Genomic DNA, 19,804 nt, shown 5'->3' on the forward strand with positions numbered 1-19,804 from the left:
GAGGCGACGATCGGTGCTGGCTATTTGTGCCTTCCAGGGCCGGAAAGGCACAAATAGCCAGCACTCAACGAAGCGGGCGGGTCAGTATGTGCGGGTCGTCAGAGGGGTTCCCGTTGTCAGCGGGGCTACCGTGATCCTGTCGATGTCCGGGGCCCAGGCCGTCGGGTTGCCGAGCCTCAGCTCGCCGGTGCCCGTGGTCAGCGTGACCGGGATGGTCCGCTGCCAGAAGCTGTGCCACGAGTAGGTGTACCGGAAGTACGCGGAGCCGACGGGCGCCGCGTCGTCGCCCTCGGTGACCACCACCTGCCGGTCGACCACCTGCGGGTTGTAGTCGTGCTGACCGGAGGTCTCGGCGTTCGCGTAGTGGACCACCACGTCGTAATCGCCGGGAGTGTCGAACCCGGCGCCGCGCGGGACGGCGATGTGGTTGCCGTTCCCCTGGCCGACATATCCCACGTACCTGCCCCCGGAGGCGTTGGTGCCCGACGACGGGTCGAGGCTCGCCACCGCGGCGTCCCCGCGCAGGGTCAGCTCCTCGGCCTCGAACGTCGACGCCGCGGCGTCGCCCTCGGCGGCCCGGGTGACGGTCACCGACTTCACGCGGGCGCCGCGGCCCGACCGCAGCTCCAGCTCGTTGATCCCCTCGTTGAGATGGGCGCGGACGGTGGTGCGGCGGTGGCCGCCGTTCGGGACCCGCACGTCCGCGAGGACCCGGCCCCCGAGCTTCAGCCGCAGGTCCGACGCCCCGGCGGTGTGGTAGTCGACCGCGACGTCGTAGTAGCCCGTCTCCATGGCGGTGACGTACGCGTCGGCCCGCTGGCCCTTGCCCGCGACGGCGCCGAAGCCCCGCGTGCCGGACTGCCAGCTCAGGCCCGCCCCGCCGTAGTAGCGCAGGGTGCTGGCGGGGTACGTGGTCGGCTCACCGTCGGTGACGTCGGTCAGCACGAACTTGTCCAGCGTAATGTCCGAGTTCGGCAGGACCTGGCTGCCGTCCCGGCTCGCCCGGACGGACAGCACGTGGGTGCCCGCCGTGAGCTCCACCGCGACCTCCGTGCTGCCGCGGTACTGCCACCGGGCCGTGTCGGTGAGGGCCAGGTTGGCCGTGTACTGGATGTCGTCGCGGTGCGACCCGTCGACGAACAGCGCGTGCCTGCCGGGCTTGCCCGGCGTGGCACCGATGACCTGGAGCCGGTACGTGCCGGTGCGGGGCACGGTGACCGTCCAGTCGGCCTTCGAGGTCGGCTGGTTGAACGACCCGACGTCCTCCCCGCCCGAGGCGAGGAACTTCCAGCCGCCGGACCCCTGCGGGTCCTGGACGTACGTCTGGGCGCCGGTCAGCGCGGTGTCCTCGGCCTCGATGCTCGTCGTCCACACCTGGTCCACCGTGTCCGTACGGTCCTGCGCCGGGGTGACGACCACCTGGTAGGCGGCGTACCGGTCGTAGGTCGGCACGGTGAGGTCCAGCGTGCCGTTGCTCGCGACGCGCGCCGCGTCGACGGCGTGGACGACGCGCGGCGTGCCCGCCAGGCCCTCGGCGCCGGTGAGCGTGACCTCGCGGACCTCGACGTCGACCGACTTGCCGAAGACGGCGGGGGAGAGGCCCCGCAGGTCGAGGCGGACGTCGGAGTCGGTGCCGCCGTACAGGACCGTCGCCCGGCGGTTCGCCGCGTCGATCGCGCCGATGCCCTGCAGGGTGTCGGCGACGTCCAGCTCGGGCGGAGTCACCCGGACGGTCTGCGATCCGGCCAGGTCGCCGTACCACTTGAACATCCACCAGCCGCCGTTGGCGCCGTTGGGCCGGGCGCTGTTGTCGGAGAAGTTGCCGGCGTAGTTCCAGTAGGCGGTCTGCGAGTCGACCTTGGCGTCCTCGAACATGGAGAACCACTGGATGAGCTGGCCGGGCACGCCCATGTCGCGCAGCATGCCGTACTCGGTGATGTTGACGTGGATCGGCGCGACGCCGAGCTCACGCTCGAGCGCGCGGTAGTCCGCGAAGTGCGACCGGAACGTCGCGAGGTTCTCGATGCCGAGCTCGTGCCAGATGAAGACGTCGGGCAGCACGTCGTTCTGCTTCGCGAACGTGAGGAAGTCCCGCGACCGCTCGGGCTGCCAGCGCGCGTCGCCGGGGCCGCCGATCCGGGCGGGCGCCAGCCCGTGGCGGGCGTAGACCTCCTGGATCTTGTCGTGGACCGCCTTCCAGTCGGAGAGGAAGGTGTCCCTCAGGTTCGGCCAGTTCTGGTACCAGATGCCGTCCGGCTCGTTGAAGGGGATGAACAGGTACTCCTCGGGGTGGTCGGACTGCGTGGCGACCACCTCCACCATGAGCTCGACGACCTCGAGGTAGTCCCACACGCCGTTGGGCTCCTCGACGTACTCCCCGGTGGCCTGGTCATACGTGCGCACGTCACCCACGCGCACGCCCCGGTGGTACGGCCAGTCGGGGTAGTGGTCCTGGATGTAGATCGCGAGCTCCTCGCCGTGCTTGGCGAAGAAGCCGTCCTCGACCTTGAGGATGTCCCCGCTCGGGTGCTGCGTCCCGAACGGCGGCTTCTGCGAGGAGTTCGTGATGTGCGCGCCGTTGATGAGCGCCTGCGTGGGCGCGCCCTCGTCGCCGAACCCGTAGAGCGTGCCGGTGGCGCCGCCCCGGAAGGCTCCGGTCGTCTTCCCGAAGTCGACGGTGAGACTCTCGGGTTCGGCAGCCGCCGGCTGCGCGACCGTGAGTGTTGCCGCTATCAGAGCCGTCACCGCGATACCGCTCCATCCTCGTCGCTGTCGGGACCACTGCCATGATCGTTGACGGGACGACCGCCGCGATCGGTTCTGATCTGCGCTATCAGGAATGCTCACCTGTGTTCCACTCCTTCGTGGATCGGGACCGAGATCGCGTCAGAGACGCGGTGCCGGGACTATGAAAGCGCTAATCATCCGGGTTTGGCAAGGGCACCCTCCGGCAACTGCGAGGTTTGCACGTAGCCTGGCCCCGTGGAACCTGACCGCCCGATGAAGCCGCCTGTCATCGCCGACGTCGCGCGCGTCGCCGGCGTCTCCGTCCCCACCGTCTCCCGCGTGCTCAGCGGCTCGGTACCGGTGGGACCCGAACGCCGCGCACGCGTGCTGGCGGCGATCAAGGAGCTGGGCTTCCGGCCCAACGGGGCCGCCCGGGCGCTCGCGACGGGCGGACAGCCCATGATCGCCGTGTTCGCGGGCAACACGACGCGGTACGGCTACGCCTCGACGCTCCAGGGCATCGAGGAAGCCGCACGCCAGGCCGGGTACATGGTCGTCATCTCCGTGGTCGAGACCGACGACAAGCGCACGGTCGACGCCGCGATCGACCATGCGCTCGGCCAGCCGATGGCCGGCGCCATAGTGCTCGAGTACGACCCCCCGGGCGTCGCGGCGCTCGCCGCGATCCCGCCGTGGCTGCCCGTCGTCGCGGCGGCCTCGGGCCGGCCCGCGGACGAGCAGGTGGCGCATGCCTTCATGGACGACCGGTTCGCCGCCGCACGCGCGACCAAGCACCTCCTCGAGATCGGGCACCACACCGTGCACCACGTGGCGATCCCGTCCCCCGGCCGGCCGAGCGCCCGGCTGCTGGGGTGGCGCGACGCGCTCACCGAGGCGGGCGCCCCGGTCCCGCCAGTGCTGTACGCCGACTGGTCGCCGGACTCCGGCTACGACGCGGGCACCCGCCTCGCCCTCCAGCCCGACGTGACGGCGGTGCTCTGCGGCAACGACGAGCTCGCGATGGGCCTGACCAAGGGTCTGGCCGACGCCGGCCGGAGCGTACCCAGGGCGGTGAGCGTCATCGGGTTCGACGACCACCCGCTCAGCCACCTGTGGACGCCGCCGCTGACCACGGTGCGCCAGGACTTCGTCCGGCTCGGGCAGAAGGCGTTCCAGCTGCTCAACGCTCAGATCGACAGCGGGACCGTCCCGGCGTCGGTGCGTTTTGTCCCCGATCTGATCCTGCGTTCCTCGGCCGCGCCGCGCGCCGACCGAGTCCTCGACGTCGGCTGAAAGCGGTTGCGGCGCGCTAGCGCCTTGAAAACAGTCATGCCGGACGGAGTCTTGCGCTTGGTTCTGATATGCGCTTTCATAACGTCGTGCAAGGAAGCCAGCCGACTACGGCGAACCATCACTCAGCAGCGACGCGAGTAGCTCTCTGGTCCCGGGACGGGGCCGAGCTGGCGCTCGTCCTGCCCGCCGACGCCCCGGCGGCGCTGTCGACGGCAGGCCCGATCACGGACGCCGACGCCGACACGGCCGCGACAGCCGCCGGTGCCGGGACACCGACCCAGCCCCTGGTCGAGATCCTCGCGGTCGGGCACGGCCGGGCCAACGCCAACACCCGCAACACCGCAACGGCGATCGGCGCCCGGCTGCGGGTGCTGGGCCACGACGTGACGCAGGGCGACGGCTGGCGGACGGTCCGGGTCTTCCAGGGCGACGCCGTCACCTCGCTGCACGTCACCTCGCACCTCCGGATCCGCGAGGACGGCGCCTCGCTGCAGTCGTGGACGACGGTCCGGAACGACGGTTCGGCGCCCCTCGCGCTCCAGGCCGTGTCGTCGCTGGTGATCGGGCGCCCGGTCGGGATGGCACCCGTCGCCGAGACCCTGTCGCTGGAGGGCCACGGCGAGTGGGTGGGCGAGAACCGCTGGGCCTGGACGAGGCTCTCGGACCAGGCAGGGCTCGTCGGGCTCGACCTGCCCGCGCACCAGCACCAGGACGCCCGCGGCTCCCGCAGCCTGGTCAGCACGGGCTCGTGGTCGTCCGGCCGGTACAACCCGGCAGGCGTCGTCCTGGCCGACGGCGGGCCCGCGCTCGCCTGGCAGGTCGAGCACAACGGCGCGTGGCGCGCGGAGCTCGGCGTCCGCCTCGACGCCCGGGACGAGGAGGTGCTGGTGCTCGGCCTGTTCGGCCCGACCGACGACGACCACGCCTGGACCCGCGTCCTGCGGGCAGGCGAGTCGTTCGACACCGTGCCGGTATCCGTCGCGGCGTCGGCCGGCTGGCAGGAGTCGCTGGCCGAGCTGACGCGGCACCGCCGCGCGCTGCGCCGCAACCCACGCCGCCCCGTCATCGTCTTCAACGACTACATGAACACGCTCATGGGCGACCCGACGACCGCCAAGCTGTTGCCGCTCATCGACGCGGCGGGCCGGTCCGGGGCCGAGTACTTCTGCATAGACGCCGGCTGGTACGACGACGGCGGCGACTGGTGGGACTCGGTAGGCCTCTGGGAGCCCTCGGTCACGCGGTTCCCCGACGGCGGCCTGCGCCGCGTCGTCGACGCGGTCCGCGCCGCCGGCATGGTGCCGGGGCTCTGGCTCGAGCCCGAGGTCATGGGCGTGCGCAGCCCGCTGGCGGAGCGGCTGCCGGACGAGGCGTTCCTGCAGCGTCACGGTGTGCGGATCACCGAGCACGGCAGGCACCTGCTCGACCTGCGGCACCGCGACGTCGTCAAGCACCTGGACGAGGTGGTCGACCGCCTGGTCGAGTGCTTCGGCGTCGGCTACTTCAAGCTCGACTACAACGTCACGCCGGGGGCTGGCACCGACCTGGACGCCGACAGCCCGGGCGACGGCCTGCTCCAGCAGAACCGCGCGCACCTCGACTGGATCGACGGCGTGCTCGCGCGGCACCCCGACCTGGTGATCGAGAACTGCGCGTCCGGCGCCATGCGCTCGGACTACGCGCTGCTGTCCCGGCTCGACCTGCAGTCGACGTCGGACCAGCAGAACCCCCTGCTCTACCCGCCGATCGCCGCCGGCGCGCTGGTCGGCATAGTGCCCGAGCAGGCGGCGAACTGGGCCTACCCGCAGCCCGACATGACCGACGAGGAGATCGTCTTCACGCTCTCCACGGGCCTCGCGGGGCGGCTCTACCTCTCCGGGAAGCTGCACGACATGACGCCCGAGCAGGCGGCGCTCGTCGCCGACGGCGTGGACCTGGCGAAGCGGTGGACGTCCCAGCTGGTCGACGCCGTCCCGTTCTGGCCGCTCGGGCTGCCGGACTGGACCGCCCCGCTCGTGGCCTCCGGCCTGCGCGGCGGTGACGAGTCGCTGGTCGTCGTCTGGTGGCGGGGGACCGAGGGCACGGAGCTCGAGCTCGACCTGCCCGCAGGGGCCGTCGACGTCGCCTACGGGCCGCCCGCCGACGGGTGGCACGTCGTCCGCGACGGGGACGGTCCCGTCCGCGTGCGCATCCCCGCCGGCCCGCAGGCCCGCGTCCTCAGAGTCCGGCACACCGGCCTCGTCTGACCACCGGGGCCGCACGGCGGCCCCGCACGACCCGCAGTCGGTGATGACTGCGCAGATCCAAGGAGTCGATATGAAGAAGTATCTGACCATCCCGGCAGCGGCAGTCGCCGTCGGCCTCCTCGTCGCCGGATGCAGCGACCCGACGGCGGGTCCCGGCGGGGCCGAGCCGGGCGGCGCCACCGGGGCGGCCGAGTGGCCCGCGCAGGACACCGACCTGACCGGCACGAAGCTCACCATCTGGGCCGCCCAGAACTCCAACACCGCGCCCGACGCCGTCGTCGCCGGGTTCGAGGAGCTGACCGGCGCCGAGGTCGAGGTCGTCACGATCCCCGACCCGTACGAGCAGGGCGTGCAGACCAAGGTCGCCACGGGCGACCTGCCCGACCTGGCGTTCTGGCAGCCGACCGGCTCCATGCTCACCGCCCTCAACGCGCCGACCAACCTGCAGCCGCTCGACGGCGCACCGTGGGTCGACTCGTACGGCGAGGGGCTCGCCGACATCACCGGCATCCTCGACGACACCCGCTACGCGGCCCTCATCACGAGCCCCGCGGTGGAGGGCGTGTACTACAACAAGGAGGTCTTCGCGGAGCACGGGATCACCGAGACGCCCACCGACTGGGACAGCTTTCTCGAGACCGCCCGCACCCTGAAGTCCGAGGGCGAGACGCCGTTCTTCGAGATGGCCGCCGACCAGTGGGCCACGCAGTGGTGGGTCCAGGTCCAGCTCGCCGACGCCGCCAAGGACGGCCTGTGGGACCGCGTGAACACCGGCGAGGAGAAGTTCACCGACCCGACGATCCTGGGCGCCATCGAGACGTACAAGGGCCTGATCGACGAAGGCCTCTTCAACGAGGACATCAAGACCGCGACGTTCGAGGACCAGGCGGATGCCCTCCTCGCCGGCGACGCGGCGATGGCGGTCCAGGTCAACTCGTTCTTCGGCCAGCTCCAGGCCAAGGCGGACGCCGCGGAGCTCGACGAGAAGATCGGCTTCTTCCCGATCTCGCCCACCGGCAACGTCGGCACGTTCATCCCTGACCAGTCGAACGCCCTGGTCGCCTTCAAGACCGGCGACGCCGACCGCGAGGCGGCGGCACGTCAGCTCCTGTCGTACTGGCTGGGTGACGGCTACGCCGACTTCGTGGCGGACCGCGACACGATCTCGCTGCAGGACGGCGTCCCGACGCCGGACTCGGTGCCGCAGGCGCTCCTCGACGCGCACGCGTCGCTCGGCGAGTCCGTCGGGTCCATGCAGGCGCTCGCCGTGGCGAACCCCGACCTGTACATCTACCTCGCCGACATGATCCAGGGCACGACCACGCCCGAGGATGTCGCGCAGCAGACCCAGGACCAGTTCGCCCAGCTCGCCCGAGCCCAGGGCATCGAAGGCTTCTGACCAAGACCCGCTGGGTGCCGGGCTGCCGTGAGGCGGCCCGGCACCCACCGTCCGAGGACTGATCGTGACCGCACAGACCACCGCCATCCCGCCGATGCCACCCCCGCGACCCGCAGCGCCGCGCCGGGCGTCAGCGCGCACCAACCTGGGCCACCGCGCCAACCACCCGGCCGCCTTCCTCATCCCGGCGTTCGCGATCCTCGGGGTGTTCTTCTTCCTGCCGACGATCTTCAACTTCGTCTACGCGCTCACCGACTGGTCCAGCTTCAAGAGCGAGATCGGCTTCGTCGGGCTGCAGAACTTCCAGGACCTCATCTCGAGCGGCACGCTCCTGTCGTCCCTGCGGATCACGCTGATCTACGCGGTGCTGGTGGCGATCTTCCAGAACCTCTTCGGGCTGCTGCTCGCGCTCCTGCTCGAACGCGACACCCGGATCAACCGCTTCGCCCGGGTCATGTTCTTCATCCCGGTCGTCATGTCCGCGCTCGCGGCCGGCTACGTGTTCCAGGCGATCCTCAAGCCGGACGGCGCCGCCAACGCGATCCTCAGCGCCCTGACCGGCCAGCCGGTCACGATCCCCTGGCTGGGGGACACCACGTGGACGCTGGTCGTGGTCGCGCTGATCCACTCCTGGAAGTGGATGGGCCTGTCCATGCTCATCTACCTCGCGGGCCTGAAGACGATCAGCGAGGACGTGCTCGAGGCCGCCCGGCTCGACGGCGCCTCGGCCTGGACGGCCTTCCGGCACATCCGGTTCCCGCTGCTCGCACCCGCGCTGACCTTCAACGTCGCGACCGCGCTGCTGGGCTCGATGAACGGGTTCGACATCGTCCAGGCGACCACCGGCGGCGGCCCGGCCCGCACCACCGAACTGCTCAACATCTTTATCTTCCGCACGTTCGGACAGGGTCTGTTCGCCCAGGCCACGACCATGAGCCTCGTGCTCTTCGTGGTCGTCGTGGCCCTCGCGTTCCCCGTCATCCGGACCCTGCGCAAGCGAGAGGAAGTCCTGTGAGCTCCACACGGCACGTGAACAACAGGCACGGAGTCTGGCGGCGCGTCCAGCCGGTGGCGGCCCTCCTCGCCGTCGTCCTGCTGATCGGCATGCCGCTGTGGATAGTGGTGGTCACGGCGGGCAAGAGCCAGGGCGAGGCCCTGAACCCCGACCTGTCCCTGCCCACCACCTGGCAGTACGCCGAGAACTTCGCGGCGGTCTGGGAGGACGGCCGGGTGCCCGCCGCGTTCTTCGGGAGCCTGCTCGTCATGGTCCCCGCGGTCATCGGGGTGCTCGCGCTCGGGTCCCTCGCCTCGTGGGTGCTCGCCCGCCGCAGCTCCCGGCTCATGGCGGTGCTCTACGCGCTGGCGATCAGCGGCATAGTGCTGCCGCCCGCCGTCGTGACCGTCGTGCTGCTGCTGCGCCAGCTCGGCCTCGCGGGCACGGCGATCGGGATGATCGGCGTCTACATGGGCATGTACCTGTCGACGGTCATCTTCTTCGTCACCGGCTTCATCCGGACGATCCCGGTGGAGCTCGAGGAGGCGGCGCGGGTCGACGGCGCAGGTCCGCTGCGCGTGTTCGGCCGGATCATCCTGCCGCTGCTGGCACCCGTGCTGTCGACGGCGACGATCCTGATCTGCCTGTACGTCTGGAACGACGTGTTCTACGCGTTCTTCGTGGTCGGCGGGCGGCTGGACACGCTGCCGCTGAACCTGTTCCAGGTCGCCAGCGCGGGGCTGTACCTGGAGAACTGGCACCTGATCTTCGCCTACGTGGTGCTGATGAGCCTGCCGCTGCTGGCCGTCTTCGTCGTCGCCCAGCGCAAGATCATCTCGGGGATCACGTCGGGCGCGGTGAAGTAACGGCGCCGCCCCTTCGCTGGTCGAGACCTGCGGAGGGGGTGGTTCGACGGGCGAAGGTCAGGCGTAGCCGGCCTTGACCACGAGGACCGGCGCGGGGGAGTCGAGCAGCACCCGCTGCGTCGTCGACCCGACGAGGAACTTCCCGACCGTCGAGTGCTTGCGCGAGCCGATCACCACGAGGTCGGCCGAGACCGCCTCGGCCTGGTCGACTATCGCGTCGGCGACGTCGTCGTGCTCGGCGCGGAACACTATCGGCGCGACGGTGACGCTGCCGGGCACGGTGTCGAGCAGGTGTGCGAGCGCCGCGGGGACCTTGTCCTCCACCTGCGGAGTCAGCACGAGGACTGCCAGCTCCTGCTCACGTCGCGTCGCCTCGGTGACGGCGGCGCGCATCGCGGCCTCACCCTGGGGTGACTCGTTGTACGCCACGAGGACGGTCATCGGTCCTTGCACCTCCGGACAGTTTCGCCGGGTGTCACCCCTGCTGGTGAAACTCTCTCACATGTCCAGGTCACTGGCAGTCGTCCGCTGCCACGCGATACGACGTCGGCCAGAGAGCCGGTCGGTGAGTCGGTCGGTGAGTCGGGCAGTGAGTCGGCAGAAAATCAGCGGAAGAGGTCGAGCGGCACCGCGTCCGCCAGCGCCGACATCCCGGCGTCGTTCGGGTGGAGATGGTCGCCGCTGTCGTACTCGGCGCGCAGCGCCGTGGGTTCTGCCGGGTCGCGGACGGCGGCGTCGAAGTCGATCACGGCGTCACACTCACCGCTGGTCCGGATCCACTCGTTGAGCGCGTGGCGCGTGGCCTCGTTCCTCGGGGTGTCGTACCCGGGCGTTCCGCCGAACGGCAGGATCGTGCCGCAGTAGACGGCCAGCCCGGCGGTGCGGCCGCGGGCGACGATCTGGCGGTGGCCGTCGATCAGCTGCCGTGCGGTGACCGCCTTGTCGGCCGGCGAGGAACGGCCGCCGGCCTGCCCGATGTCGTTGACGCCCAGCAGGGTGATCACGTATCTCGCGCCGGGCTGAGCAAGCACGTCCCGGTCGAAGCGTCGCAGCCCGGAATCGCCGAGGTAGGCGGCGAACGACTCGCGCTCCTTGTCGGCGTCCGGGTTGGCGTGGAGCAGCCGGTTCCCGGAGATTCCCACGTTGAGCACCCCGCGGTCGGCGAGGCGGGGTGCGTCCCGCAGGCGATCGCTGAGCAGGTCCGGCCAGCGGTGGTTGGCGCCCACCTGGGTGGCCGCGCCGTCGGTGATGGAGTCGCCCAGCGCGACGACCGCCGCGGACCGGGTGGGGGCAGCGACGCTCACCCCGGACAGGAACAGCCACTGCTCCGGCTCCCGGACCGGGTTCACCGAGGTCTCCGCGGTCACGTTGCCCTGGGCGACGGCGTTCACCTGGAACGGGAAGTTGTGCACAGTGGTGACGGCCGTCGGCTCGGGCAGGTAGATGCTCACGACCAGATCGGCGTCGGGCGGGACCACCAGGTCCACGGGGTCGCTCACCAGCGGGGCGCCCGCCGGGACCGTCGCCGACGTCGCGCCGCCGAACGTGACGGTGCGGTCGGACGCCGGATCGATATCGGTCCCGTCCGCGCCGTCGCGCACCGCGACGTGCACCTCGCCGAGGACCAGCGGCTCCTCGCCGAACTCGTTGGTCAGGCGGAGCCGGACCTGGTCGCCGCCGATGCTGGTGTGCACCACCTGGCGCACCGTCACGTCCTCGAGCTGCTCGACGCCGGTCTCGGGTACCGCGGTCGGGGCCGTCGCCCAGCTGCCCACCCAGCTCGCCGCCGTGTCGGCCGGCGGCTGCGGCTGCTCCTGCGGCTCGGTGGTGGGTCCGGCGGCGGTAGGGCCGGCGCTGGGCGGTGCGGCAGGCCCGGGAGCCGCGGCGTCCAGGGACAGGATCCCGGCGGAGAGCGCCCCGCCCACCAGCAGCGTGGCCGCGACCACCACGGCGACGAGGCGGCGGGACGGACGACGGTCAGCAGACATCGTCGTCTCCCCGGTCGCTCGCACCGCGCCACCCGCAGCACACCCGTACGAAACTAGGCACGCCGGATCATGCAGGTCAAGACTTTCTTTCGTTCCCCGCGGCGCGCCGGACTTGTAGGGTCCGAGTGCTTGCAGCGTCCGGGCGAGCGTCCCGGGTAGGAGCAAAAGAGGAGCACGTCATGGGCCTGCTGGACAAGATCAAGGGCGAGCTGGTCGACATCGTCGAATGGCTCGACGACACGCGGGACACCATCGTGTGGCGGTTCCCTCGGTACGAGAACGAGATCAAGATGGGCGCGCGGCTCGTCGTGCGCGAGTCGCAGACCGCCGTCTTCGTCAACGAGGGCCTGATCGCCGACGTGTTCGAGCCCGGCACGTACACGCTCGAGACGCAGAACCTGCCGGTGCTCTCTACGCTGAAGGGCTGGAAGCACGGCTTCCACTCGCCGTTCAAGGCCGAGGTGTACTTCGTCAGCACCCGCCAGTTCACCGACATGAAGTGGGGCACCAAGAACCCCGTCATGATGCGGGACCCGGAGCTGGGCATGGTGCGCGTGCGTGCCTTCGGCGCGTTCTCGGCCCGCGTCGTCGACCCGCAGAAGCTGCTCCGCGAGCTGGTCGGCACCGACCCGCAGTTTCGCACCGACGAGGTGCACGAGTACCTGCGCCAGAACATGGTGAGCCACCTCGCGAGCGTGCTCGCCTCGTCCGGTATCCCCGTCATCGAGCTCGCCGCCCACCACGGCGACCTCGGCGACCAGCTCGCGGCCCGGCTCACCGACGAGCTCGCGGACCTGGGCATCTCCGTGCCCAAGTTCGTCATCGAGAACATCTCCCTGCCGCCCGAGGTCGAGCAGGCGCTCGACAAGCGTACCTCCATGGGCATCGTCTCGTCCGGGACGGTCGGCAGCATGGCCGCCTTCCAGCAGTTCCAGGCGGGCCAGGCGATGGAGGCGGCGGCCGAGGGCGGCGGCAGCGCCGGCGCGGTGATCGGCATGGGGCTCGGGCAGTCGGTCGGCAACGCGATAGTGCCGCCCACCCAGACGGCTCCTGCCCCCACCCAGACCGCTCCGGCCTCGGGCCCGCCGCCGATGCCCGGCTGGTACCTCGGCAACGGTGGCGCGCAGACCGGCCCGTTCGACGACGCCGCGCTCGCCGCCCAGGCCGCCGCCGGCACGCTGACGGCCGGCACGCTGATCTGGCGTGCGGGCATGGCCGGCTGGGAGCCGGCGTCGTCGGTGCCGGACGTGGCGAAGCACCTCGGCGCCACCCCGCCGCCCCTTCCGCAGGCCTGACGATGGCGGAGCTGACCGAGGGCGGCGTCACCGCGCACCGCTCCTACCCGTGCGAGCAGTGCGGGGCCAGCGTCGAGTTCGCCGCCGGGACCGGCGCGCTGACCTGCCCGTACTGCGGGCACGCACAGCAGGTGATGCCGACCGGCGGCCAGGTGCGCGAGCACGACTTCGCGTCCCTCGCCGCGATGCAGCGCCCCGCCGCGCCCGCCACCCACGAGTACCGGTGCGGCACGTGCGGGGCAATGACGACCAGCGACCACCTGTCGCAGAAGTGCGGGTTCTGCGGGTCGCCCATGGTCGCGGAGGTCGAGGGTCTGGGCCTGGTCGAGCCGGAGGCAGTGCTGCCCTTCGGGGTCGACCGGCCGGCCATGCAGGACGCGCTGCAGAAGTGGGTGCGCTCGCGGTGGTTCGCGCCGTCGGCCCTGAAGAAGGTGGTGTCCGCGGAGCAGGCCCACGGCGTCTACCTGCCGCACTGGACGTTCGACACGCAGACGCAGTCGGACTACACCGGGCAGCGGGGCGAGCACTACTGGGTCACCGAGTCGTACACGACCACCGACTCCGAGGGCCGCAGCCAGACCCAGACCCGGCAGGTGCAGAAGACGCGCTGGTACCCGGCGTCCGGCACGGTCGCGCGGGCATTCGACGACGTGCTCGTCGCGGGGACGCGGCGGGTCATGCCGGAGCACCTGGCCAAGCTGAGCCCGTGGCCGCTGGAGCAGGCGGCGGCGTACCAGCCGGACTACCTCGCGGGCTACGAGACCCTGCGGTACGACGTCGAGCCCGAGGCCGGGCTGGACGTGGCCAAGCAGGAGATGGCGCCCGTCATCGAGAACGACTGCGAGCGGGACATCGGCGGCGACGTCCAGCGGGTGCACCACGTGGCCACCAGCTACTTCGACGTGACGTACAAGCTCCTGCTGCTGCCGGTGTGGATCGCCACCTACCTGTACGGCGGCAAGCCGTTCCAGGTGCTGGTCAACGCGCGCACCGCCGAGGTGGTGGGCGAGCGCCCGTGGTCGGCCTGGAAGATCACGTTCGCGGTCCTCGCGGGGCTGGCGCTGATCGCCGGGATCATCTGGGCAGTGGTAGCGGCCCAGGACGACGGTGCCGCGAGCGTCGTCTACTCGGGGCTCGCTCTGTTGGGTGATCCGGTCTCTCGTGAGAGCGTGGGTCTTCACGCGGATCCCGGCAGCTGACACCGACGTCACGGAACCGCACGACCGGCTCGTCCGTTGGGTGACCGGCAGACGACGACCGCTAGGAGATCACACGATGCTGTGCCCCATCGACCAGACCACGCTCGTCATGTCCGAGCGCAAGGGGATCGAGATCGACTACTGCCCCACGTGCCGTGGCGTGTGGCTCGACCGTGGTGAGCTCGACAAGGTCATCGACCGCTCGGTGGAGACCGAGATCGCGGCGGAGAACCGGCCGGCACCGCCGTCGGCCCCGATGGCCCCGCCTGCGCCGAACCCCGTGCAGGCTGGGCCGTACGGTTCGCCGCAGCCGGCCTACGACCCGCGCTACGACGACCGCCGGCGCGACGACGGCCGCCGCTACGACGGCGACCGGGACCGGGACCGCCGGTACGAAGGCGACCGCAGGTACGAGGGCGACCGGGACCGTGACCGCCGGTACGACGGCGACCGCCGGCACGACGACCCGCGCTACAAGAAGAAGCGCAAGGAGTCCCTCCTGGGGGAGCTCTTCGACTTCTGACCGAGGGGAGACGCGCCCCTACCCAGTGATTCGGTCCGGACCTCCCACGGTTCCTGGCCGAATCACTGGGTGGGGGCGTTCTCGTTTTCCGGCTAGCCGCTTGACCTCAAGTTTGGTCGAGGTCTTAGCGTCGTCGCGGACAGGGGCCCGCTGGCCCTCGGATCTGCGTCGGGAGCCGTTGATGAGTGAGTTGGAGCTGGGGTCGCTGGGCCTGGTGCTGAACATCGCGGACGATCGCGCCCACATCGAGCACGCCGTGGAGGCCGAGCGGCTGGGCTTCTCCGCGCTCTGGCTGTTCGGCGGGCAGCTCGAGCTCCTCGAACCGCTGGCCGAGGTGCTCCGCGCGACGGAGAAGGTCGCCGTCGCGCCCGCGATCGTGTCGCTGGACGTCCACGGCGTCGACGACGTCGTCCGGCTCATCGAGGCGCTCGACGACGGCGAGGCCGAGCGGCTGGTCGGCGGCTTCGGAGCACCGCAGCAGGCGGCACGGCCGCTCGCCGGGCTGGCCGAGTTCCTGGACGAGCTCGACGGCGCGGACGTGTCGCTGCCCGCGGCGCGGCGGCTGGTCGCGGCCCTGGGTCCCCGCAAGCTGGAGATCGCGCGGGACCGTGCGGCGGGCGCGATCACCATGCTGGTGACACCCGGCTACACCGCATGGGCGCGCGAGGTGCTGGGGCCGGACGCGACGCTCGTGGTGATCCAGCCGGTGGTGCTGGACGCCGACCTCGACCGTGCCCGCCGGACCGTGCGGGGGCCACTGGGCTTCCTGCTCTCCGTCGGCGGGTACGCGGCGAACATGCGCCGGATGGGCTTCGGCGACGACGACATCGCCGCCATGAGCGACGAGCTGGTCGACGCGATCGCGACCGTCGGTGATGCGGACGCGATTCTCGCCGGGGTGCGGGCGCACCTCGATGCGGGCGCTGACCACGTGGCGCTGTCCGTGTTCTCGGAAGGCGACCAGCCAACCGCGATCGAGGTGGCCCGCGCGGTAGCCGCCGCCTCCACCCTGCCGAGGTAGCCGGCGTCAGGGGGGTGTCAGGGTCGTCGGCGCACGTGTCAACGTTCCGTCAAGGGCGCGGTCCGCCGGACGCCGTCGGGCATAGACCTGAGACATGACCGATCTGGCCTTCATCCTCCTGACCGCGGCGTTCTTCGCCGTGGTGGCAGTGGTGGCGCGTCGCGCCTCCTCGAACGAGTCGTCCGTCAGCCCTCTGGGGAGGCGGAAGTGAACCCGTTCGACGCCGTGGGCCTGGTGCTCACCCTCGCGGGCCTCGCGTACCTCTTCGTGGCGCTGATCCGCGCCGACCGGACGCGGTGATCGTCCGGTGAACACCGCAGTCGTCGCAGCGGCGGCACAGATCCTCGTGCTGCTCGCCGCCCTCGCCGCAGTGCACGCGCCCCTCGGCGCGTACATGGCACGCACCTACACCAGCCCCAAGCACCTGCGGATCGAGCGCCTCTGGTACCGCGCCGTCCGCGTGGACCCGGACGCCGAGCAGCGCTGGACCACCTACCTGATGTCCCTGCTGGGCTTCTCGCTCGTCTCGGTCCTCTTCCTGTACGGGATGCTGCGCCTGCAGGAGCACCTGCCGTGGAGCCTCGGCTTCACGGGGTTCGACCCGGCGGGTGCGTGGAACACCGCCGTCAGCTTCACCACGAACACCAACTGGCAGTGGTACTCGGGCGAGGCCGCTGCGGGACACCTGGTGCAGATGGCCGGGCTGGCCGTGCAGAACTTCGTCTCGGCGGCGGTCGGCATGGCCGTCGCGATCGCGCTGGTGCGCGGCTTCGCCCGGTCCGGGACCGACGCCCGCATCGGCAACTTCTGGAGCGACCTGACCCGCGGCGTGACCCGGATCTTGCTGCCGCTGTCCGTGCTCGCGGCGCTCGTCCTCATGGGCGCGGGCGTGATCCAGAACCTGGACCCCCACACCGCGCTCACCACTGTCGAGGGCGCCACGCAGCACGCGCTCGGCGGCCCGATCGCCTCCCAGGAGGCCATCAAGGAGCTCGGCACCAACGGCGGCGGCCCGTTCAACGCGAACTCCGCACACCCGTTCGAGAACCCGACGCCGTTCACCAACATCCTCGAGATCTTCCTGCTGCTGCTCATCCCGTTCACGCTGCCGCGCACGTTCGGCATCATGGTCGGCGACAAGCGCCAGGGCTGGGCGATCCTCGGTGCCATGGGGGCGCTGTTCCTGGCGTCGCTGGTGCTGACCACCTGGGCCGAGATGGCGGGACCCGGTGCGGCTCCGCAGGCGGCGGGCGCCGCCATGGAGGGCAAGGAGACCCGGTTCGGGCTCGCGGGCAGCGCCCTGTTCGCGGTCGCGACGACGGCGACGTCGACGGGCGCGGTGAACTCGATGCACGACTCGTTCACGGCGCCGGGCGGAGGCCTGGTCCTGTTCAACATGCTGCTGGGCGAGGTCGCACCGGGCGGCGCAGGCTCCGGCCTCTACGGGATGCTGATCCTGGCAGTGGTCGCGGTGTTCATCGCGGGCCTGATGGTGGGCCGTACTCCCGAGTACCTGGGCAAGAAGATCGGCCGCCAGGAGATGACGCTGGTCGCGCTGTACGTGCTGACGGTGCCCGCACTGGTGCTCGTGGGTACGGCGGTCGCCGTCGTCGTCGAGCCGGGCCTCGCCGGCATCCAGGAGTCCGGCCCGCACGGCCTGTCCGAGGTGCTGTACGCGTACGCCTCGGCCGCGAACAACAACGGCTCGGCCTTCGGCGGCCTGACCACCGGCACCCCGTTCTACGAGGTGACGCAGGGTCTGGCGATGCTCGCCGGCCGGTTCGTCCCGATAGCCCTCGTGCTGGGGCTCGCCGGCCGCCTCGCGAGCCAGACGGCGGTACCGGCGACGGCGGGCACCCTGCCGACGCACCGCCCGCTGTTCGTTGGCCTCGTGGCCACGGTGGCGATCGTCGTCGTGGGGCTCACGTTCATCCCTGTTCTTTCCCTCGGTCCCGTTGTGGAGTCCCTGTCATGACCATCGACACCCGGAACATCCCGGACGTCCCCACCCACGAGCCCGTCACGGACGGCGGGAGCCGGCACCACACGAAGCGCACGACGCCGCGCGCCCTGACCTGGGCGCAGGTGCGTGCCTCGCTCCCGGGCGCGCTGCGCAAGCTCGACCCGCGCGTCCTGTACACCTCGCCGGTCATGTTCGTCGTCGAGGTGGGTGCCTTCGTCACCACCGTGCTGGCGATCATCCAGCCGGGCGTCTTCGCCTGGTGGATCACGGTGTGGCTGTGGGCCACGGTGCTCTTCGCGACGCTCGCGGAGTCGATCGCCGAGTCCCGCGGCAAGGCGCAGGCCTCGACCCTGCGCGCCACCCAGAAGCAGACGACGGCGCGCAAGGTAGTCGCCCCCCAGGAGACCCTTGCCGCCACCCGCACCGGGCTGGACCTGCTGCCGACGGTAGAGGTCCCGTCCTCGACGCTCCTGGTGGGCGACGTCGTGCTGGTCGTGGCGGGCGAGACCATCCCCGGCGACGGCGACGTCATCGAGGGTGTCGCGTCGGTGGACGAGTCGGCGATCACCGGCGAGTCGGCGCCGGTGATCCGGGAGTCCGGCGGCGACCGCAGCGCCGTCACGGGCGGCACCGTGGTGCTGTCCGACCGGATAGCCGTGCGGATCACGGCGCCCGCCGGGTCCACGTTCGTGGACCGGATGATCGCCCTGGTCGAGGGCAGCGAGCGCCAGAAGACGCCGAACGAGGTGGCGCTGAACATCCTGCTGACGTCGCTGACGATCGTGTTCCTGCTGGCGGTCGCCACGCTGCAGCCGTTCGCGGTCTACTCGGGCTCGCGGCAGTCGCTGCTGGTCCTGGTGGCGCTGCTGGTCTGCCTGATCCCGACGACTATCGGCGCGCTGCTCAGCGCCATCGGCATCGCGGGGATGGACCGGCTGGTGCAGCGCAACGTGCTGGCGATGTCGGGCCGCGCGGTGGAGGCGGCGGGTGACGTCGACGTCCTGCTGCTCGACAAGACGGGCACCATCACCTACGGCAACCGCCGTGCCACGGAGGTGCTGCCGGTCGGCGGGGTGACGCCGCAGGAGCTGGCGGTAGCGGCTCGTCTGGCCTCGCTCGCCGACGAGACCCCGGAGGGCCGCAGCATCGTCGAGCTGGTGGACGCCGCCTACCCCTCCGCTGAGTGCGGGATTTTCGCCCCCTCAACGGGGTCCGAAGGGGCGAATATCCAGCACTCAACAGGTTGGGTGGGGGGAGAGCTGCCGGCAGGCGCCGAGCTGGTGGCGTTTAGCGCGCAGACGCGGATGTCCGGGGTGGATCTGCCGGCCGGATCGTTGGTTGAGCTTGTCGAGACCCTCCGGATCCGGAAGGGGGCCGGCAGTGCCATCCGGCGGTGGGTGCGGAGCACCGGCGCGCAGGTCTCCGAGCAGGAGACCGCGGAGCTGGACGGGCACGTCGACGCCGTCTCGCGCGCGGGCGGCACACCGCTCGTCGTCGCGGAGCAGGTCGGGGAGGGGCCCGCGCGGGTGCTCGGCGTCGTCCGCCTGAAGGACGTGGTCAAGGAGGGCATGCGCGAGCGGTTCGACGAGCTGCGCGCCATGGGCATCCGGTCCGTCATGGTCACGGGCGACAACCAGGTGACCGCGCGGGCGATCGCGGAGGAGGCCGGCGTGGACGACGTCCTGGCCGAGGCCACCCCCGAGGACAAGCTCGAGCTGATCCGCCGCGAGCAGGAGGGCGGCCGGCTGGTCGCGATGGCCGGGGACGGTACGAACGACGCCCCGGCGCTCGCCCAGTCCGACGTCGGCGTCGCGATGAACACCGGCACGTCCGCCGCCAAGGAGGCGGGCAACATGGTGGACCTCGACTCCGACCCCACCAAGCTCATCGAGATCGTGGAGATCGGCAAGCAGCTGCTCATCACGCGCGGGGCGCTGACCACGTTCTCCGTGGCGAACGACGTCGCGAAGTACTTCGCGATCCTGCCCGCCATGTTCGTGACCGTGTTCCCGCAGCTCGAGGTGCTGAACATCACGCGGCTGGAGAGCTCCGGCTCGGCGATCCTGTCGGCCGTCATCTTCAACGCGCTGATCATCCTCGCGCTGATCCCGCTGTCGCTGCGCGGCGTGCGGTACCGGCCGGCGTCGGCGTCGTCGCTGCTGACGCGGAACCTGCTGGTCTACGGCCTCGGCGGGCTGGTGGCCCCGTTCATCGGGATCAAGCTCATCGACATGGTCGTCTCGCTGCTCCCGGGCCTGTAGCCCGGCCTTCGTACTAGCTCTAAAGAGGA

The 19,804-nt window shown here is 71.0% G+C and carries 15 protein-coding genes; 12 read left to right on the forward strand and 3 right to left on the reverse strand.

Features of this window, described 5'->3' with window-relative positions:
• Positions 1-81 precede the first annotated feature (81 nt).
• Positions 82-2,745 carry a hypothetical protein gene (locus AB0F70_RS23350; RefSeq protein ID WP_357454110.1) on the reverse strand — a complete coding sequence of 888 codons (2,664 nt, stop codon included), beginning with the start codon at positions 2,743-2,745 and terminating at the stop codon, positions 82-84.
• Positions 2,746-2,982: 237 nt separating this feature from the next.
• On the opposite strand from AB0F70_RS23350, the gene AB0F70_RS23355 reads away from it, so the two are divergent.
• The 5 genes from AB0F70_RS23355 (at position 2,983) to AB0F70_RS23375 (ending at position 9,525) form a co-directional block, all read left to right on the forward strand.
• Positions 2,983-4,020, forward strand: a complete 1,038-nt coding sequence (locus AB0F70_RS23355; protein WP_357454113.1) for a substrate-binding domain-containing protein — start codon at positions 2,983-2,985, stop codon at positions 4,018-4,020.
• A gap of 86 nt (positions 4,021-4,106) precedes the next feature.
• Positions 4,107-6,266 carry a glycoside hydrolase family 36 protein gene (locus AB0F70_RS23360; RefSeq protein WP_357454117.1) on the forward strand — a complete coding sequence of 720 codons (2,160 nt, stop codon included), beginning with the start codon at positions 4,107-4,109 and terminating at the stop codon, positions 6,264-6,266.
• A 70-nt stretch (positions 6,267-6,336) separates the two neighbouring features.
• Entirely contained in the window at positions 6,337-7,665 is a 1,329-nt protein-coding gene (locus AB0F70_RS23365) for an extracellular solute-binding protein (RefSeq protein WP_357454120.1), read from the forward strand.
• Between the two features lie 64 nt (positions 7,666-7,729).
• On the forward strand, positions 7,730-8,680 hold the full coding sequence (locus AB0F70_RS23370; RefSeq protein ID WP_357454123.1) for a sugar ABC transporter permease: 951 nt from the start codon (positions 7,730-7,732) through the stop codon (positions 8,678-8,680).
• Complete coding sequence (locus tag AB0F70_RS23375; protein ID WP_357454125.1) at positions 8,677-9,525, forward strand: carbohydrate ABC transporter permease; 849 nt, start codon at positions 8,677-8,679, stop codon at positions 9,523-9,525. The genes AB0F70_RS23370 and AB0F70_RS23375 overlap by 4 nt, the downstream gene beginning before the upstream one ends.
• Before the next feature lie 57 nt (positions 9,526-9,582).
• On the opposite strand, the gene AB0F70_RS23380 is transcribed toward AB0F70_RS23375, so the two are convergent.
• Both AB0F70_RS23380 and AB0F70_RS23385 read right to left on the reverse strand, forming a co-directional pair.
• A complete protein-coding gene (locus AB0F70_RS23380) occupies positions 9,583-9,966 on the reverse strand; it encodes a universal stress protein (RefSeq protein ID WP_357454128.1) in 384 nt (127 codons plus the stop codon).
• Positions 9,967-10,130: 164 nt separating this feature from the next.
• Positions 10,131-11,513 (reverse strand): SGNH/GDSL hydrolase family protein, encoded by a 1,383-nt coding sequence (locus AB0F70_RS23385; RefSeq protein WP_357454131.1) that lies wholly within the window; start codon positions 11,511-11,513, stop codon positions 10,131-10,133.
• A gap of 179 nt (positions 11,514-11,692) precedes the next feature.
• Here AB0F70_RS23385 and AB0F70_RS23390 point away from each other — a divergent pair, with 179 nt between their 5' ends.
• The 7 genes from AB0F70_RS23390 (at position 11,693) to AB0F70_RS23420 (ending at position 19,775) form a co-directional block, all read left to right on the forward strand.
• Positions 11,693-12,808, forward strand: a complete 1,116-nt coding sequence (locus tag AB0F70_RS23390) for an SPFH domain-containing protein (protein ID WP_357454134.1) — start codon at positions 11,693-11,695, stop codon at positions 12,806-12,808.
• A gap of 2 nt (positions 12,809-12,810) precedes the next feature.
• Positions 12,811-14,007 carry a hypothetical protein gene (locus AB0F70_RS23395; protein WP_357454137.1) on the forward strand — a complete coding sequence of 399 codons (1,197 nt, stop codon included), beginning with the start codon at positions 12,811-12,813 and terminating at the stop codon, positions 14,005-14,007.
• A gap of 76 nt (positions 14,008-14,083) precedes the next feature.
• Positions 14,084-14,530, forward strand: a complete 447-nt coding sequence (locus AB0F70_RS23400; protein ID WP_357454140.1) for a zf-TFIIB domain-containing protein — start codon at positions 14,084-14,086, stop codon at positions 14,528-14,530.
• A gap of 181 nt (positions 14,531-14,711) precedes the next feature.
• A complete protein-coding gene (locus AB0F70_RS23405; protein ID WP_357454143.1) occupies positions 14,712-15,551 on the forward strand; it encodes a TIGR03620 family F420-dependent LLM class oxidoreductase in 840 nt (279 codons plus the stop codon).
• 207 nt (positions 15,552-15,758) lie between these two features.
• Positions 15,759-15,851 carry a potassium-transporting ATPase subunit F gene (locus AB0F70_RS23410; protein WP_116673876.1) on the forward strand — a complete coding sequence of 31 codons (93 nt, stop codon included), beginning with the start codon at positions 15,759-15,761 and terminating at the stop codon, positions 15,849-15,851.
• A 7-nt stretch (positions 15,852-15,858) separates the two neighbouring features.
• Positions 15,859-17,526: a potassium-transporting ATPase subunit KdpA gene (kdpA, locus tag AB0F70_RS23415; protein ID WP_357454147.1), complete on the forward strand. Its 1,668-nt coding sequence runs from the start codon at positions 15,859-15,861 to the stop codon at positions 17,524-17,526.
• Positions 17,523-19,775, forward strand: a complete 2,253-nt coding sequence (locus tag AB0F70_RS23420; RefSeq protein WP_357454150.1) for an HAD-IC family P-type ATPase — start codon at positions 17,523-17,525, stop codon at positions 19,773-19,775. The genes kdpA and AB0F70_RS23420 overlap by 4 nt, the downstream gene beginning before the upstream one ends.
• The last annotated feature ends 29 nt before the right edge of the window (positions 19,776-19,804 follow it).

The organism is Promicromonospora sp. NPDC023805 (assembly GCF_040639635.1).
Classification (GTDB): Bacteria; Actinomycetota; Actinomycetes; order Actinomycetales; family Cellulomonadaceae; genus Promicromonospora.

What these genes read in the sequence shown, in the direction of transcription:
- AB0F70_RS23365 (WP_357454120.1), top strand. Translation starts at nt 6,337, where the DNA reads ATGAAGAAGTATCTGACCATCCCGGCAGCGGCAGTCGCCGTCGGCCTC.
- AB0F70_RS23380 (WP_357454128.1), bottom strand. Translation starts at nt 9,966, where the DNA reads ATGACCGTCCTCGTGGCGTACAACGAGTCACCCCAGGGTGAGGCCGCG.
- AB0F70_RS23385 (WP_357454131.1), bottom strand. Translation starts at nt 11,513, where the DNA reads ATGTCTGCTGACCGTCGTCCGTCCCGCCGCCTCGTCGCCGTGGTGGTC.
- AB0F70_RS23390 (WP_357454134.1), top strand. Translation starts at nt 11,693, where the DNA reads ATGGGCCTGCTGGACAAGATCAAGGGCGAGCTGGTCGACATCGTCGAA.
- AB0F70_RS23395 (WP_357454137.1), top strand. Translation starts at nt 12,811, where the DNA reads ATGGCGGAGCTGACCGAGGGCGGCGTCACCGCGCACCGCTCCTACCCG.
- AB0F70_RS23400 (WP_357454140.1), top strand. Translation starts at nt 14,084, where the DNA reads ATGCTGTGCCCCATCGACCAGACCACGCTCGTCATGTCCGAGCGCAAG.
- AB0F70_RS23405 (WP_357454143.1), top strand. Translation starts at nt 14,712, where the DNA reads ATGAGTGAGTTGGAGCTGGGGTCGCTGGGCCTGGTGCTGAACATCGCG.
- AB0F70_RS23420 (WP_357454150.1), top strand. Translation starts at nt 17,523, where the DNA reads ATGACCATCGACACCCGGAACATCCCGGACGTCCCCACCCACGAGCCC.